We start from the raw sequence: 13,567 nt of genomic DNA, 5'->3' as shown, positions 1-13,567 counted from the left end.
GGCGCTGCTCGCGCTGGCGGCGGCCGTCGCTTGCGTACTGCTCGTCATGCCGAGGGAGCGCCCCCAGGAAGGCCCGGCCAGCCCTGCGCCCCCGTCGGTATCTCCTACGAGCCCGTCGCCCACGCCTCGGACCGCCGAGCCGCAGCCCGTGCCCTCACCGGAACCCGGAGAGGGCGAGGTAGGGCGGCGGCCCGCCAGTCAGCCGGCCAGGCTCCCGGCCTTGACAGCACCGATGAACGACGCCCAGCCGGGGGCCTGAGCAAGGCATCTCACGGCCTTCGCTGCCGTCGCTCGCGCGGCGGGCACGGGCCGTGGTGTGTCGGTGACGAACGCCGACCGAGCAGACGCGGTGACGGGCCCGTCAGCGACTCACGGGGCCGTACCGGGCCTCTGCCGGAGTCGGGAGCAGCCCTCGGGCTCTTTCTGCCAGGTCCGGGTCTGCGAGCGTCATGCGCCCGGTCACCACCACACTGTTACCGAACAGGGGCTTGTCGAGTTCTGCACGCTGGACCATGTCCAGGGACCACGCCACATCCGGTAGGTCCAGGCTTTCCGGCTTAGGCGTAAGACGGGCAGAAAACCCAAGACAGGCGAGCCACGCGCCCCGGGCATGCACGTGTGAACCGCCGTAGAGCCTGGTCGGATCGTGCCTGCCTGCTACGGCAAACAGATCGCCGGGCTCAAATGGATTCCCTTCTACGGGGATAACTCCGAGAACTCCCGTATCCCCAAAATGCCCCGTAGTTGTGTACGCCATGACGCAATAGCTATCAGGCCAGTCATGCAACAACTGAAAGACGGTTACTCGGCCTTGCCCGGTTTCATCTCTTGCCATGGCTTCTCTCCCTATCGCCTACGTCGGCCCCCGTCACGGTACCGGTGGCCGACGTCTCAGCTGCGCGAAGGTTAGTCACCGCCTCCGTTGTCGCTGTACGGCGTGTCAGTACTGGCGTCCGTCGTCGCCGTCGCCGGTTGGGGGGTTAGGCTCTCCGTCGTCGTCATCGTCATCGCCGCCGTTCGCCTCGTACGGCTGTACCCGGTCGCTGTCGCGGTGTGCGGTGCTCTTGAGATCGAAGGCCAGGGGACCGGCGGAGACAATGAACCCGATTGTCTCCATGGCGCGGGTCGGCAGAGGGAAAATGGCGAACGGGGCGTCACTGATCAGCGACCCCTCTGTCCTTTGCGCGAGTGCCGCTACTGTCATTGCTTTTTCCTCCTGTGTGGTGGAGTGGTGCAATGCGGTTTCTGTCCCGTGCGGCTACTCCACGCACGGGACAGCCTGACGTCTTCCCCTAGGCGGAATCCCTCACCCGTCGGCGGTGCCCAACGGATGAGGGCGTTGCGCGATCAGCCGGCCAGGCTCCCGGCCTTGACGGCACCGATGAACGACGCCCAGCCGGTGGCCTGAAAGCGCAGCGTGGGCCCCGTCGGGTTCTTGGAGTCGCGGACCGGGATGTCGGCGTACCCGTCCGCTACTTCGAGGCACTCGCCCTGCTGATTTGAGCTATAGCTTGACTTGCGCCATCGGATGGTGCGCTCACTCCTGCTCACCTTCGTACTCCTTCGCTATGGCCCTGACCAGGGCCAGTGAATCCTGTTGTGGCAGTGCATCGCTCAGGGCCAGGTTGTAGCCCATCTGACACATCTGCACCATGGCCGGATCGTCCATCAGGTACCCCACGTTGTGCCCTTCGGCGTAGGCCACCGGTGGCGCGTCCTGGAAGTCCATCAGGTAGAGCATGCCAGCCTGTAGAGCGTGTGCTCCCGCCCCGAACGGCAGTACATGGAACCGCAGTCGTCCGGCTTCCGCCATGCCCACGATCTTGAGGAGCTGTTCGGCCATGACGGCCGCACCGCCGACCTTCCGCCGGAGGCACGCCTCGTCCAGCAAGGTCCACACTACGGGCGCCAACGGGCCGTCGAAGATCTTGGCGCGTGCCCTGCGGACGACCACCTTCTGGTCAAGTTCTTCGGCCGTATGGTTCGGACCGTGCGTACGGAACACCGCTCGCGAGTAGCCGTCTGTCTGGAGCAGGCCGGGGATGAGCGTGGAGCCGTACTGCCGGATCTCCGTCGCTTGCAGTTCCAACTCCGCTACGGCGGCGAAGAAGTCCGCGTACCTGGATTCGAGATCCTCCAGCCACCTTGCGAAGAAACCGTCCGTGCCCAGCGCGGCGTCGATGCGCTTCGCGTCGTCCGGGTTGGGGAGGCGACGTCCCGCCTCGAAGTGGCTGATCAGCGTGGGCGAGCACACCACGATGTCGCTCAACATCTCCTGAGTCATGCCTGCGGCTATGCGACGGAGCTTGAGCTCCTCGCCGTACATCTGCCGAAGAGTGCGTGGTTTCCGGGCTTCCGGCATGCCATCAACTCCTTCATCTGAAGCGGTTGTTGTCAACCCCCTACTACTGGCCAGCGTAGCGGCACACGTACCACTCTGTGAGTACTTCGTCACAGAAAGCGAAAAGACCAGGTGGAGGGAGCGTTGACATGCGGCTGAACCGGCATGGCAGTCAAACGGACGGCAGCGTTGTGCTGCGGTGGAGCAGTCATCCGAGGTGCGTGGCGCTGGCGCGGCTGGAGTTGCGCAAGGCGTTGGCCGGCTGGGGACTGGCCGAGTTGGAGGACTCGGCGCTCATTGTGCTGTCCGAACTGCTCACAAACGCGGGACGGCATGCCCAGGTCGTACCGGAGCAGACCATCGAGACGTACTACTTCCGCAGGCCGGCCGGGCTGCGGATCGAGGTGTACGACGCGTCGCCTGAGCTGCCGTGCAGGCGGCCGGCCGGGCCGGAGGCGTCCTGTGGGCGCGGGCTGGTGCTGGTGGAGGCGCTGGCGGACGAATGGGGCGTGATCGAGCACGGCGGTGGCCGGGGAAAGACGGTGTGGGCGGCCCTGTCGCTCCCGAACCCGAACCCGAACGCTGGCGCGGGCGAGGACAAGGGCGGTCGTGAACGTGGCTGAGGAGACTGTCAGGGACGAGCGGCGGCCTCCGCTGGGCGCGTTCGCTCAGCCGGGCATGGTGCCGTACATCGCGCGGTGGTCGTCGGAACGGCGCCCGCCCTCCCTGGTCGCGGCCAACTCCCGTGGCATCCGGTACGTGGACGAGGTGCCGCACGACCGCGACTCGCGCGGGATTCTGTGGAAGCGGATCGGGCTGAGTCCGGGGAAGGGCAGGCCGGAGTTCGGGAACGTCCACTTCTTCCGGCAGCGCCGGGCCATGCGGAAGCTGCTGTGCCAGATCTGCGGCGGTCCGGCGGACCGTACCGCCGACGGGACCTTGTGGCTGGTGGGCGAGGACGCGGACGACCGGGACGCATGGGCGACCGATCTCGTGACCGGGCATCCGCCGCTGTGTGTGCCGTGCGCGGTGACGTCCGTACGGGCCTGTCCGCATCTGCGGAAGCGGTATGTGGCGTTACGGGTGCGGACGTTCGAACTGGGCGGCGTTCAGGGCGCGTTGTACCGGCTGCACGGTCATCTGCCCGTGGTGTACGCGGCCGACGGAGTGCCGTTCGACAGTTGGCGCATTCACTGGGTGCTGGCGGCGCAACTGCTCATGAAGCTCGCGGAGTTCACGATGGTGGACCTGGCGGCGGAGCACGCGGAGTATGTGAGACGGGCGGCGGCCGGGCCGGAGCGGTAGGCCGGGACGGAGTCCGGCGTGCTCTGGCAGGATGAGGACATGACAGAGCTCGGCGCGCACACCGGCACGTTACGACTGTCCGTCAGCACTCCGGACGACACGCCGGACGACGTCGACCATCTGCGTTCCTTGTACGCGTGGCTCACCGTGGAGGAGTCGCTGCGCGGCGCGGTGACGTCGCGCGGAGCGGTACCGGAACCCGGCAGCATGGGCGCCGCGCTCGACGTGCTCACGGTCGCCATCGGCTCCGGTGGTGTGGCGGCCGTCCTGGCGCGGTCGGTGACGACCTGGCTGATCCAGCGGCGCGCCGATGTCACGGTCACGGTGACCGCCGAGGACGGCACTCGCGTGGAAGTCGATGTGCGGCGCGCTCGCGATCCGGAGGCGTTGATCCGACAGGTGGCCGCGCTGGCGGAGCGGCCCGGCGGTGTGGCGGAGGGAGCCGATCCTCCGGCTGAGGGGCCTGATCCTTCGGCTGCGCCGTCCGGCCCTCCGGTCGATGGCTGACGCCTGGTGCCCGGACGGTGCCTCGTCGCGCGCGGTGCTCATAGGCACCGCCGACTACCGGTCCGCCGAGCTGGCCTCGATACCCGCTGTGCGCGAGAACCTCGCCGGGCTGCGTGACGTACTCACCGATCCGGAGCGCGGCCTGCTTCCTCCGGCGAACTGCCGTGTTCTGGGTGATGGTTCGAGCGATGGTCCGAGCGAGAGCGGCCAGGCCGGCACGCCCGCCGTCGACACGCCGGCTGTCGGCGCCGCCCTGGCCGCAGCCGCGCAGGAGGCAACCGACCTGCTGCTGGTCTACTACGCGGGACACGGTCTCCTTGACGAGGAAGGACGGCTGCATCTGTCGCTGACCGGCACCGATCCCGACACCGTCGGCTTCAGCGCCGTACCCGTGGATCTGATTCTGCGCCTCATCGGGCGCGCCCGCGCGAAGGCCCGGGTGCTGATCCTGGACTGCTGCTTCTCCGGGCGCGCGGTGGCGGCGATGGCGTCGCCGCGCAGCGTCGTCGCCGACCAACTGGAGCCGTCGGGAACGTACACGCTGACCTCCACGACACAGACCGCGCCCTCGTTCGCTCCGCCCGGCGAGCCGCACACGGCGTTCACGGGCGCGCTGTTGCGCGCACTGGCCGGGCCGGAGCCGCTGACGCTCGATGAGATCCACGCGTTCGTGGACGCCGAACTGGCCGGCCGCGGCCTGCCTCGTCCGCAGCGCCGGGCGGTGAACGCGGCCAGCACGCTCACGCTGGTCCGCGCGCCTGCGCCGACCGCCTCGGAGGCGTCCGGCTCCGCCGTCTCCGTATCTGTCCCGGAGGAGGCTGTCTTCGGGAGGCCACCGTTCAAGCCCTGGGTCCGTCGGCTCTCCAGACTGTTCGCCTGGACGATGACGCTGATCACTCTTCCGGCCACGTACTTCATGTGGGTGCCCCTGGAGGGCGGTCCGGGCAGCTTGATCTTCACTCTCGCTCTGCTGATCCCAGGAGCCGGCTGGGCGGCCTTCGTCCAGATGAGCCGCCCTCGTCTGACGGTGAACGCCGCAGGTCTGTCGTACTCCCTTGATCCGGTCCTGGGTGACCACACCGACATTCCTTGGGAGGACGTCATGTTCGTCGGACTCCTTCACAGCGCCACGGTGGGGAGCGGGGAAGGCAGGAAGACGTACCGGAACATCCTGCTGGTACGGCTGCGGCCGGGCGCCGCCAAGGTCCAGCTCCCCAGTCTGGGCAATCTGGAGCTCGAAAGGCTGGGTTACCACACGCTGGGCACGCTCAAGGAGTTCCACGCCGATCCGGTCCTCCTGCGTGACGCCGTACTTCGCCGCGCTCCCGCCCGCTACAGCACCAATGCCGAACTCCTCGACCTCGACCCGCGCCTCGCGTCGCTGAGTCGCTGACCCGTCCGTGCGGCCGATGGACCGTCAGTGGTCGTCGACGATGCGGACGGCGATGCCGTCCTTCAGCGTGACCTCCGCGGAGACGCCCGACTTCGCCGCGGCCTCCAGCTGGTCCTCCGTGCAAGGCGTGGCGGCCTGGTTGTTCGGATCGTCGGTGCCGCAGATGTCGCCGGTGCCTTCGATGTCGGTGTCCTCGGCGAGCCAGAAGGCCTGCTCGACGCCCTTCATGCCGGTGACGGTGTACTTGCCGGGCGCGAGGTAGCTCACATTGCCGAACCAGGTACCGGTGACGCCCTCGCCCTTGCCGTTGCTGGGGACGCTGTTGCCGGTGCCGCCGTCTGTGGCCTTCGCGTTGTCGGCGGGGGCGGCGGTGTCCGCGCCCGCTTCGGCGGGGGCGTCCGTGGCGGCTTCCGGCGACGAGGTGGCGTCGGCCGGCTTGGCCGACGTATCCGTACCCGCGTCCGCGCCCGTACTCGTCCCCGCACTCCCGGTCCCGGTCGTCTCGGAGGTGCCCTGGCAGGCCGTCAGCAGCGCGGTGGCCGCGACGAGGGCGAGGGTGGCGAGGACGGTCTTGCGGCGGTGGTTGCGAGCCATGGTGTCAACGCTCCGTGTGGCTGGTGGGTGGTGGCCGGTGGTGATCACCACTGTGGCCGGTGCGCCGCCGGAGAAGAAGAGCCGTCCTGGGGTGAGGACAACGCTGTCGTCGCCCTGTGACATTCGGGACCGCCTCGGGTTCACCGGTCGCAGACCTGGACCCGGACCTCAGCCTCGGTGAATGACTGCGGCTCAGTCAGGGCAGGTGCCGTATCTCGTGCGGGACTTCGTGCCGGACCTCGTGTCGTATCTCGTGCCGGATGTCCTCCGGAGCAGCCGCCGCACGCGGGCGTGTGTCGTGGCCCGGTGGCGCGCCGAACAGGCGGCGGTACTCGCGGTTGAACTGCGACGGGCTGTCGTAGCCGACGCGATGGCCGACGCCCGCGACATCGCCCGGGCGGGCGATCAGCAGTGAGCGGGCTTCCTGGAGACGGATCCGTTTCTGGAATTGCAGCGGGCTCATGGCCGTGACGGCGCGGAAGTGCCGGTGGAACGCCGACGAGCTCATCCCGGCCAGCCGCGCGAGGTCCTCGATCCGCATCGGTTCGGCGTAGTTGTCACGGATCCACCGGATCGCCCGGCTGACATGGGACAGCCCGCTGTCGGCCATGCCGATCTGGCGGACCATGCCGCCGTGCGGGCCGGTGAGCAGGCGCCAGAGGATCTCCCGTTCGATCAGCGGCGCGAGCACATGCGCGTCCGCCGGCCGGTCGAGCAGCCGCAGCATCCGGGCCATGGCGTCGAGCAGCTCCGTACCGGCCTCGCCGGTCGCGATCGCGGGCGGACCGGCCGTGGTGCGTGACCGCCGTACGGCCGGGACCTCCGGCGGGACCTCCAGCAGGAGCGATGCGATGGCGGTCGGACGCAGCACCAGCCCGATGCCCAGCGCCGGGAGCTGCGGGCCGGCGCCGAGGAAGTGGCCGGTGACGGGCAGTTCGGCGGTGACGACGAGGCACTCTCCGGCCCGGTACTCGTACACCTGGTCGCCGAGCAGCAGGCGCTTGGCGCCCTGCGCCATGACGACCAGCAGCGGTTCGGTCAGCGAATAGTCCTGCGCCGCGGTCTCCACCTTGGACAGCAGCAGCCCGTCGACCGACGTCCGCATATCCGGCCGGGCACGGGCCGTGATGATGCCGCGGATCTCGTCCAGGAGTTCATGGGTGGTGGTGTGCACACCTCACGGAAGCATCCGTAACGCCCGCAGGGCAAGTCGGTCCTCGCCCGATCCGCGCGAAGCGAGGAGGATTGTGCAAGCGTGTATCCGCCGCTGCTGGAGAGCGCCGTCCACTACTGAGTCCCGGGGTCCGCCTTCAGGAGGGCGCGGGCGCGGGCCATCTGGTCCGCATCGGTGAGCGTGAAGCGGCCGACGTGGAGGCGGGTGTGGCCGTACATGACTACGCCGAGGTCAATGGTGCGGTCCACGTCCATGGTCCAGGCGGCGTGCGGCAGTTCGAGCGTGCCGGGCTTGGGCACGGTACGGGCGCTCCACCCGACCGAGATCAGCCAGCACGCCTCGGCGAAGCCGTCGGCACCGGTCGACCCGTACATCAGCGCCGGCTCATGCCGGGCGGCCACATCCATCAGACTCAGATCGGCCACACCGGGCACGGGCACATACCCGACGAGCGCGGTCTCGCCGTACGCGCCACTGGTCGTATAGGCGACAAGGCCATACCGCCCGGGCCACCGCTGCAACAACCGCACCACGGTCACCCGCCCTTCCCCGCCCACACTCCCAGCCACACCCGCGCTCCCGTCGTCCGTGCGGATGATTACAAATCACCATGAACGGAACGTCAGGGACACCACCGGCGCGCCCGGCGAGCGATTACTCGCGATGGCGACGGGCGATGGGGCCCGCTACGAGCCCCTGTGCCGTCTCCGGTGCCTGGTCCTCAGGCCGGGCGTTCGGCCATGACGACCACACTCGGGCCGCTGTGCTCATTCGGGGGGAGCCGGACTTCGGCGACCGGGCGCAGTCCGGCCTGCTCGATCAGGTCCACGAACTGTTCCGGCTGCCATTTGTGTGTCGTCCAGCGAACCGGTACGCCTCCGTAGGCCTCGGTGCGCAGCGCGTCTTCGTCGCCGACGTGCGTTCCGGTGATGAAGTGTCCGCCCGGCTTCAGGGCGCGTGCGAACAGGGCGAGGACCTGGGGAAGGACGTCGCGGGGGAGGTTGAACAGTGACCACCACCCGAGTACGCCGCCGAGGGACGCTTCGCCGAGGTCGAGGTCGGTGGCGGAGGAGACGCTGAAGCGGCATTCCGGATGGAGACGGCGCGCGTTCTCGATCATGCGGGGTGAGAGATCGACTCCGGACACGTCGAGTCCGCGTTCGGCGAGGTAGGCGGTCACCGTTCCGGGTCCGCAGCCGACGTCGAGGACAGGTCCGAGCTCGCTCACGGTGTCGGCGAAAGCGTCGATGGACGCCTTGAGCCATGGGTGACGGCGGATGTCGCCCATTCCCGTCGTCGCCACCATGTGGGCGTAGTTGTCGGCCACCCGGTCATAGGACTCACGGACCACGTCGAGATCGGCCGGGCGATCAATTTGGTGTGCACGCATCAGCCAACAATAGGACGACGGCCGGCCGGGACGGTTGGCCGGTGCTGGGCCCGGTCGGACGGTCAGATCACCGGGGGGCGGCCCAGGGCTGTCATGCGGCCCACTGTGCGCCAGCTGATCGGGTGGCGGGTGCCGCAGGCTGTGCGTACGCCCTCGAAGAAGCCGCCGAACCAGGCGCGCAGGCCGCTCGCCGAGCGTGTGCGGGCCAGGGTGAGCAGGATCCAGGTGCCGAGGTAGAGCGGGACGAGCAGCGCCGGCAGATGGCGGCGGGCCAGCCAGACGCGGTTACGGGCGGTCATCCGGTAGAACTCCGCGTGCCGGGCGGGCGAGGTGCGCGGATGCTGGAGCACCAGCTCCGGCTCGTAACGGATCGTCCAGCTCGCGTCCAGCGCACGCCACGCGAGGTCGGTCTCCTCGTGCGTGAAGAAGAACTCGTCGGGCCAGCCGCCGATCTCGTCCAGCATCGGCATCGACAGCGCGTGACCGCCGCCCAGGAACGTGGTCACCTCGCCGCCGCGCATCGGATCGTCCACCCGCAGCCTGGGCACATGCCGGCGCGCCGTGAAGCCGGTCTCGTCCGCGATACGGAAGCTGATGATGCCGAGCCGTGGATCCGCCTCGTACAGATCGGCGACACGGGAGATCACATCGGCCTCGATCAGCAGGCCGTCGTCGTCCAGATCCACCAGTACGTCGATGTCGCCGGCCTCGCGGAGCTTACGCAGTGCGACATTACGGCCACCGGAGACGCCGAGATTTCGCTCCAGTTCCACCCCGATGACCCCGTCGGGCAACTCCGGCAGTGGCGCGCCGTTGCCGACGACGACGATCCGGGCGGCGGACTCGCGCTGCTTGGCCACGGAGTCCAGCAGGGCACGCAGCTCGACGGGCCGGGTTCCCATGGTCAGCACGGCCACACCCACACGCGGTCGGGACACGTCCAGATCACCCCAGCTCTCGGTAACGGCGGAACTCGATGCTAACCGCCGGCAGCCATACTGCGGCTACTGAAAGGTATCCCCCCGGATGCCATTAGTTCATCTTTACTCTCTGTGGCCACCCGTTACTCTTACTCTCTGTGGCCGCCTGTCATCGGCTGTGGCTGCCGGCCTTCCCGTCGCCCGGCTCGTAACTCCCGTATGCCGTACGCCCATAGGGCCCTCGTCACATCCGGCGGAGCGCCATGTTCTTGATCAGGCCGCTGTGGGAGACTGCCCGCATGGCGGTGGGCGGTGGTGGGGAGTGAGTGAGCCGCGCTCTGCGCCTACCATCGGGCAGCTCGTCCTCAGCAAGCAGCTCCAGTCCCTCCGCGAGAAGGCGGGACTCAGCCGTGACGACGCCGGCAAGCTGCTCCGTGTCACCGCCGCGACCATACGGCGTATGGAGATGGCCGAGGTCGCGCTCAAGATCCCGTACGTCGAGTTACTGCTGCCCGCGTACGGTCTCTCCGACGACGAGCGCGCCGTCTTCCTCCAGCTCACCGAGGAGGCCGCGAAGCCCGGCTGGTGGCAGCGGTTCCACGATGTGCTGCCCGACTGGTTCGGCGGCTACGTCAGCCTTGAGGGCGCGGCCAAGACCATCCGCTGCTACGAGCCGCACTTCGTGCCCGGCCTGCTCCAGACCGAGGACTACGCGCGTTCCGTCCTGGCCTTCGGCGAGATCGGCAAGGCCGATCCGGAGCGTGTCGAGCGCCGGGTCGCACTGCGGATGGAGCGGCAGAAGCTGCTCACGCGCGCCGAGGCGCCACCGGTCTTCTGGGCCGTCATGGACGAGACGGTCCTGCGGAGACCCGTCGGCTCCGCCGAGGTCATGCGGGACCAGATCGACAAGCTCCTGGCCTTGGCCGAACTGCCCAATGTGACGCTCCAGATAGCCGAGTTCGCGTCCGGCCACCACCCGGGCACGTACAGCCCGTTCGTCCTCTTCCGCTTCTCGATACCCGAGCTGCCGGACATCGTCTATATCGAGTATCTGACCGGCGCGCTCTATCTCGACAACGCCCGTGAGCTCTCCGAGCACAGGGAGGCGATGGACCGTATGGTCGCCCACGCGGAGTCCGCCCGCCGGACCAAGGAGATACTCACCGACTTCCGCAAGGAACTGTGACGTGGCCCCAGTTCTCCACTCGCGGTATACGCGCCCAACCCCGGCACACGCGCAGATCACCATCACGAAGTCAATGGATTCACGGAGTTCCCGATGACGGCAGGCACCCCCAAGCCCCAGGTCGACACCAGCAGGCCTCACCCGGCGCGTGTGTACGACTATCTGCTGGGCGGCAAGGACAACTACACGGTCGACCAGGAGATAGGGAAGAAGCTCCCCGACGCCTCGAAGCAGGACGCGCGGCTGAACCGGGCCTTCATGCACCGCGCCGCCGCCTGGGTCGCCCACAGCGGTATCGACCAGTTCCTCGACATCGGTACGGGCATCCCGACCGAGCCCAATCTCCACCAGATCGTCCAGGGGATAGCCCCGGCGTCCCGGATCGTCTACACCGACAACGACCCGATCGTCCTGCGGCACGCGGAAGCCCTGCTGATCAGCACGCCCGAGGGAGTCACCGACTACATCCAGGCCGATGTGCGCAGGCCGCGGGAGATCCTCGACCACGCCCGCGGTGTGCTGGACTTCGGCCGGCCCATCGCCCTGTCGCTGATCGCCCTGATGCACTTCATCCCGGACGAGGACGATCCGTACGGCATCACGCGCATCCTGGTGGACGCGCTGCCGGCGGGCAGTCTGTTCCTGTTCTCGCACGGTACGGCCGACTTCCAGCCGGACAATGTGGTGGGCCATGTGAACGACACGTACGGGAAGGGCGGTATCTCGCTGCGGCTGCGCACCCGCGCCGAGGTCGAGCGGTTCTTCGACGGGCTCGACATGGTGGATCCCGGGCTGGTGACGGCGCCGCGATGGTACAAGGACACGGCGGCGCCCGAGGACGAGCACAGCTCGTTCTATGTGGGAGTGGCGCGCGTCTGAGGTGCGGCCGAGGCGTATGAGGCCCGTCCGCTGCCTGTCCGCTGCCTACGTGGTGATGCCGCCGATCCACACGCTGGTGATCGCGCTGATGTAGCGCGCGCCGCAGTGGTCCGAGGGTACGACGAGCTGACTGCCCGCCGACTCCAGGCTCCGTCCGTCCATGGCTGTGGCCAGCAGGACCGGTACGTTGCCGAAGTCGGCGTCCAGCTCCGCCCAGGAGAGGACCGTATGGTGCCCGTCGCCGCCGGTGACGGCGAGCAGGAAGCGCGAACGGTCCTTGCGCCGCAGGGCGTCGAAGGCCGGCTTCGCCGAGCCGACCACTTCGCGGAGCAGCGGGCCCTCGAAGGTGTGGTGCCGTGGTCCGTCGGTCGCGCAGTGGAAGACCACGTCGGCGTGGTGCTGCTGCCACCGCTCGCGCAGGTCCGCGACGGTCAGTGAGACGGGACGCTCGACCTCTCCCTGGAGCAGCAGGGAGAGGGCACGGGTGCTGGTGTTGGTGCTGGTGCCGGTAGAGATGCCGGGTCGGCTCATCGGATTCCCCCTCGGGAGGCGGCTGCCACAGTTGGTGATGCCCGGCCGCCGGGAGAGGGAATCTCGGATACGAGCCAATCGTGCTTCTTCGCCTCGCTGATGTGAGCCATGAGTGCCGGATGGTGTGGCAATCACGTGTGTCACGTATGCCGTTGGGGCGGTCTGTCGACATGGACGTGCGTTGACTTCACCCGGGCCGTGACCGTCGCGCCGACCTGGATGTCCAGCTCCTCGACGGCCTCCCGGGTCACCAGCGAGACCAGCCGGTGCGGTCCGGACTGGATCTCCACCTGCGCGACCACATCGTCGAGCACCACCGCCGTCACGATCCCGGCGAACGCGTTACGGACCGAGGTCAGCGGTTCGCCGGGCACCGGATGCAGTCCCACGGCCCGCTCCTTGGCGAACGCGGCCAGGCCCACGCCGTCGATCAGCCGGTTGCCGGAACCGTCCCGCCGCATGGCCAGTTGACCGCCGTCGGCCCAGCGGCGGACGGTCTCCGAACTCACGCCGAGCAGTCCCGCTGCCTGGCCAATGCTGTACGAGGGCATTCCGGCACTTTAAGCCGTGTCCGGTGTCGGGGGACGAAAGAGCCCGGCCGCTTTCCCCCGCCGGCCGGGCTCTTCCACGCGCCGTACGGCGCTCCCCCCCCGTTCCCCCGTGTCCCCGTTCCCTCTACATCAAGGCCACGGTGTCAGTCCGTAACCTCGACGCGCCCATTGGCCGTGTCGGTGGCCGTCCCGCCCGTCCCCTTCCCGAGCGTCCTGCCCGCCGCCAGGCCCTTCAGCAGCTCCGCGAGGTCGACTCCCGTGGTGGAGCTGAGGAGTTCGACGCCCTGGGCCACGTTGTCGGCGACCGTACGAGCGAGCTGGCCCGCGCCATCCGTCGAGATCACCGTCATCTTGTCCACCGCGCTCAGCGGCTCGGACGCCTTCGCGACCACCGAGGGCAGCACCTCGACCAGCATCTGGAGGACGGCCGCGTCGCCGTACCGCGCGAACGCGTCGGCCTTCTTGTGCATGGCCTCCGCCTCCGCCGCGCCCTTCGCGCCGATCGCGGCGGCCTCCGCCTCGCCCTCTATCCGTACGGCAGCGGCGAGCGCGGCGCGGTGCGCCTTCTCGCCCTCACCGGTGAGACGGGAGCGCTCGGCGTCGGCCTCGGCCTGCTTGACCAGGGCGATACGACGGGCCTCGGCCTCCTGCTCGGCCTGGTAGCGGGCCGCGTCGGCCGGCTTGCGTACCTTGGTGTCGAGTTCGCGGTCGGTCAGCGCGGCCTGGCGCTGGGCCACCTTCTCCTGCTCGGCGAGTACGTCCTGCTCGCGCGCCGCCTGGGCCAGCGGGCCCGCCG

At 68.8% G+C, this 13,567-nt stretch carries 17 protein-coding genes; 6 read left to right on the top strand and 11 right to left on the bottom strand.

Translation table 11 applies throughout. From position 1 onward, the window contains the following. Nucleotides 1-940: 940 nt before the first annotated feature. From GA0115259_RS40270 to GA0115259_RS14005, 3 genes are all read right to left on the bottom strand, one after another. Nucleotides 941-1,117 carry a hypothetical protein gene (locus GA0115259_RS40270; RefSeq protein ID WP_161230366.1) on the bottom strand — a complete coding sequence of 59 codons (177 nt, stop codon included), beginning with the start codon at nt 1,115-1,117 and terminating at the stop codon, nt 941-943. Nucleotides 1,118-1,347: 230 nt separating this feature from the next. Next, nucleotides 1,348-1,551 (bottom strand): DUF397 domain-containing protein, encoded by a 204-nt coding sequence (locus GA0115259_RS14010; RefSeq protein ID WP_093595992.1) that lies wholly within the window; start codon nt 1,549-1,551, stop codon nt 1,348-1,350. Continuing rightward, entirely contained in the window at nt 1,538-2,362 is an 825-nt protein-coding gene (locus tag GA0115259_RS14005; RefSeq protein ID WP_093595989.1) for a helix-turn-helix domain-containing protein, read from the bottom strand. The genes GA0115259_RS14010 and GA0115259_RS14005 overlap by 14 nt, the downstream gene beginning before the upstream one ends. A 128-nt stretch (nt 2,363-2,490) precedes the next feature. On the opposite strand from GA0115259_RS14005, the gene GA0115259_RS14000 reads away from it, so the two are divergent. The 4 genes from GA0115259_RS14000 to GA0115259_RS13985 are packed head-to-tail and all read left to right on the top strand — an operon-like array spanning nt 2,491 to nt 5,546. Further along, complete coding sequence (locus GA0115259_RS14000) at nt 2,491-2,964, top strand: ATP-binding protein (protein ID WP_093595986.1); 474 nt, start codon at nt 2,491-2,493, stop codon at nt 2,962-2,964. Then, on the top strand, nt 2,957-3,646 hold the full coding sequence (locus tag GA0115259_RS13995; protein ID WP_256097998.1) for a hypothetical protein: 690 nt from the start codon (nt 2,957-2,959) through the stop codon (nt 3,644-3,646). The genes GA0115259_RS14000 and GA0115259_RS13995 overlap by 8 nt, the downstream gene beginning before the upstream one ends. Nucleotides 3,647-3,685: 39 nt before the next feature. Next, entirely contained in the window at nt 3,686-4,153 is a 468-nt protein-coding gene (locus tag GA0115259_RS13990; RefSeq protein ID WP_141716557.1) for an effector-associated constant component EACC1, read from the top strand. Further along, nucleotides 4,146-5,546, top strand: coding sequence for a caspase family protein (locus GA0115259_RS13985; RefSeq protein WP_107469183.1), 1,401 nt, complete (start codon nt 4,146-4,148; stop codon nt 5,544-5,546). The genes GA0115259_RS13990 and GA0115259_RS13985 overlap by 8 nt, the downstream gene beginning before the upstream one ends. A 24-nt stretch (nt 5,547-5,570) precedes the next feature. Here the strand turns inward: GA0115259_RS13985 and GA0115259_RS13980 are convergent, their stop codons facing one another. From GA0115259_RS13980 to GA0115259_RS13960, 5 genes are all read right to left on the bottom strand, one after another. Beyond that, complete coding sequence (locus GA0115259_RS13980; protein WP_237539985.1) at nt 5,571-6,263, bottom strand: hypothetical protein; 693 nt, start codon at nt 6,261-6,263, stop codon at nt 5,571-5,573. A 73-nt stretch (nt 6,264-6,336) separates the two neighbouring features. Further along, nucleotides 6,337-7,245: an AraC family transcriptional regulator gene (locus tag GA0115259_RS13975; RefSeq protein WP_093595999.1), complete on the bottom strand. Its 909-nt coding sequence runs from the start codon at nt 7,243-7,245 to the stop codon at nt 6,337-6,339. Between the two features lie 182 nt (nt 7,246-7,427). Next, on the bottom strand, nt 7,428-7,883 hold the full coding sequence (locus tag GA0115259_RS13970) for a hypothetical protein (protein WP_141716556.1): 456 nt from the start codon (nt 7,881-7,883) through the stop codon (nt 7,428-7,430). A gap of 152 nt (nt 7,884-8,035) precedes the next feature. Further along, the gene (locus tag GA0115259_RS13965; RefSeq protein WP_093595973.1) at nt 8,036-8,704 is read right to left on the bottom strand and encodes a class I SAM-dependent methyltransferase; all 669 of its coding nucleotides are present in this window, start codon (nt 8,702-8,704) and stop codon (nt 8,036-8,038) included. 62 nt (nt 8,705-8,766) lie between these two features. After that, nucleotides 8,767-9,642 (bottom strand): glycosyltransferase family 2 protein, encoded by an 876-nt coding sequence (locus GA0115259_RS13960; protein ID WP_256097997.1) that lies wholly within the window; start codon nt 9,640-9,642, stop codon nt 8,767-8,769. A 304-nt stretch (nt 9,643-9,946) separates the two neighbouring features. On the opposite strand from GA0115259_RS13960, the gene GA0115259_RS13955 reads away from it, so the two are divergent. Together GA0115259_RS13955 and GA0115259_RS13950 are read left to right on the top strand one after the other, a co-directional pair. Beyond that, the gene (locus GA0115259_RS13955; RefSeq protein WP_093595967.1) at nt 9,947-10,810 is read left to right on the top strand and encodes a helix-turn-helix domain-containing protein; all 864 of its coding nucleotides are present in this window, start codon (nt 9,947-9,949) and stop codon (nt 10,808-10,810) included. Between the two features lie 93 nt (nt 10,811-10,903). Further along, nucleotides 10,904-11,689: an SAM-dependent methyltransferase gene (locus tag GA0115259_RS13950; protein ID WP_093595964.1), complete on the top strand. Its 786-nt coding sequence runs from the start codon at nt 10,904-10,906 to the stop codon at nt 11,687-11,689. 45 nt (nt 11,690-11,734) lie between these two features. Here the strand turns inward: GA0115259_RS13950 and GA0115259_RS13945 are convergent, their stop codons facing one another. The 3 genes from GA0115259_RS13945 to GA0115259_RS13935 form a co-directional block, all read right to left on the bottom strand. Then, nucleotides 11,735-12,220, bottom strand: a complete 486-nt coding sequence (locus GA0115259_RS13945; RefSeq protein WP_093595961.1) for a molybdopterin-dependent oxidoreductase — start codon at nt 12,218-12,220, stop codon at nt 11,735-11,737. Nucleotides 12,221-12,360: 140 nt separating this feature from the next. Continuing rightward, nucleotides 12,361-12,771 carry a TOBE domain-containing protein gene (locus tag GA0115259_RS13940; RefSeq protein ID WP_093595958.1) on the bottom strand — a complete coding sequence of 137 codons (411 nt, stop codon included), beginning with the start codon at nt 12,769-12,771 and terminating at the stop codon, nt 12,361-12,363. A 143-nt stretch (nt 12,772-12,914) separates the two neighbouring features. Continuing rightward, nucleotides 12,915-13,567: flotillin domain-containing protein (locus GA0115259_RS13935; protein ID WP_272921111.1), on the bottom strand; the 653-nt coding region annotated here is incomplete at its 5' end.

The sequence above is a fragment of the Streptomyces sp. MnatMP-M17 genome, from assembly GCF_900091995.1.
GTDB lineage: Bacteria > Actinomycetota > Actinomycetes > Streptomycetales > Streptomycetaceae > Streptomyces.
The sequence above is the reverse complement of the archived record's forward strand: the minus strand, read 5'-3'. Positions and strand labels throughout refer to the sequence as shown.

Coding starts and splice junctions, on each gene's coding strand:
- GA0115259_RS40270 (WP_161230366.1), bottom strand. CDS start 1,117: ATGGAGACAATCGGGTTCATTGTCTCCGCCGGTCCCCTGGCCTTCGAT.
- GA0115259_RS13980 (WP_237539985.1), bottom strand. CDS start 6,263: ATGTCACAGGGCGACGACAGCGTTGTCCTCACCCCAGGACGGCTCTTC.
- GA0115259_RS14005 (WP_093595989.1), bottom strand. CDS start 2,362: ATGCCGGAAGCCCGGAAACCACGCACTCTTCGGCAGATGTACGGCGAG.
- GA0115259_RS13950 (WP_093595964.1), top strand. CDS start 10,904: ATGACGGCAGGCACCCCCAAGCCCCAGGTCGACACCAGCAGGCCTCAC.
- GA0115259_RS13975 (WP_093595999.1), bottom strand. CDS start 7,245: ATGCGGACGTCGGTCGACGGGCTGCTGCTGTCCAAGGTGGAGACCGCG.
- GA0115259_RS13940 (WP_093595958.1), bottom strand. CDS start 12,771: ATGCCCTCGTACAGCATTGGCCAGGCAGCGGGACTGCTCGGCGTGAGT.
- GA0115259_RS13945 (WP_093595961.1), bottom strand. CDS start 12,220: ATGAGCCGACCCGGCATCTCTACCGGCACCAGCACCAACACCAGCACC.
- GA0115259_RS13985 (WP_107469183.1), top strand. CDS start 4,146: ATGGCTGACGCCTGGTGCCCGGACGGTGCCTCGTCGCGCGCGGTGCTC.
- GA0115259_RS13965 (WP_093595973.1), bottom strand. CDS start 8,704: ATGCGTGCACACCAAATTGATCGCCCGGCCGATCTCGACGTGGTCCGT.
- GA0115259_RS14000 (WP_093595986.1), top strand. CDS start 2,491: ATGCGGCTGAACCGGCATGGCAGTCAAACGGACGGCAGCGTTGTGCTG.
- GA0115259_RS13990 (WP_141716557.1), top strand. CDS start 3,686: ATGACAGAGCTCGGCGCGCACACCGGCACGTTACGACTGTCCGTCAGC.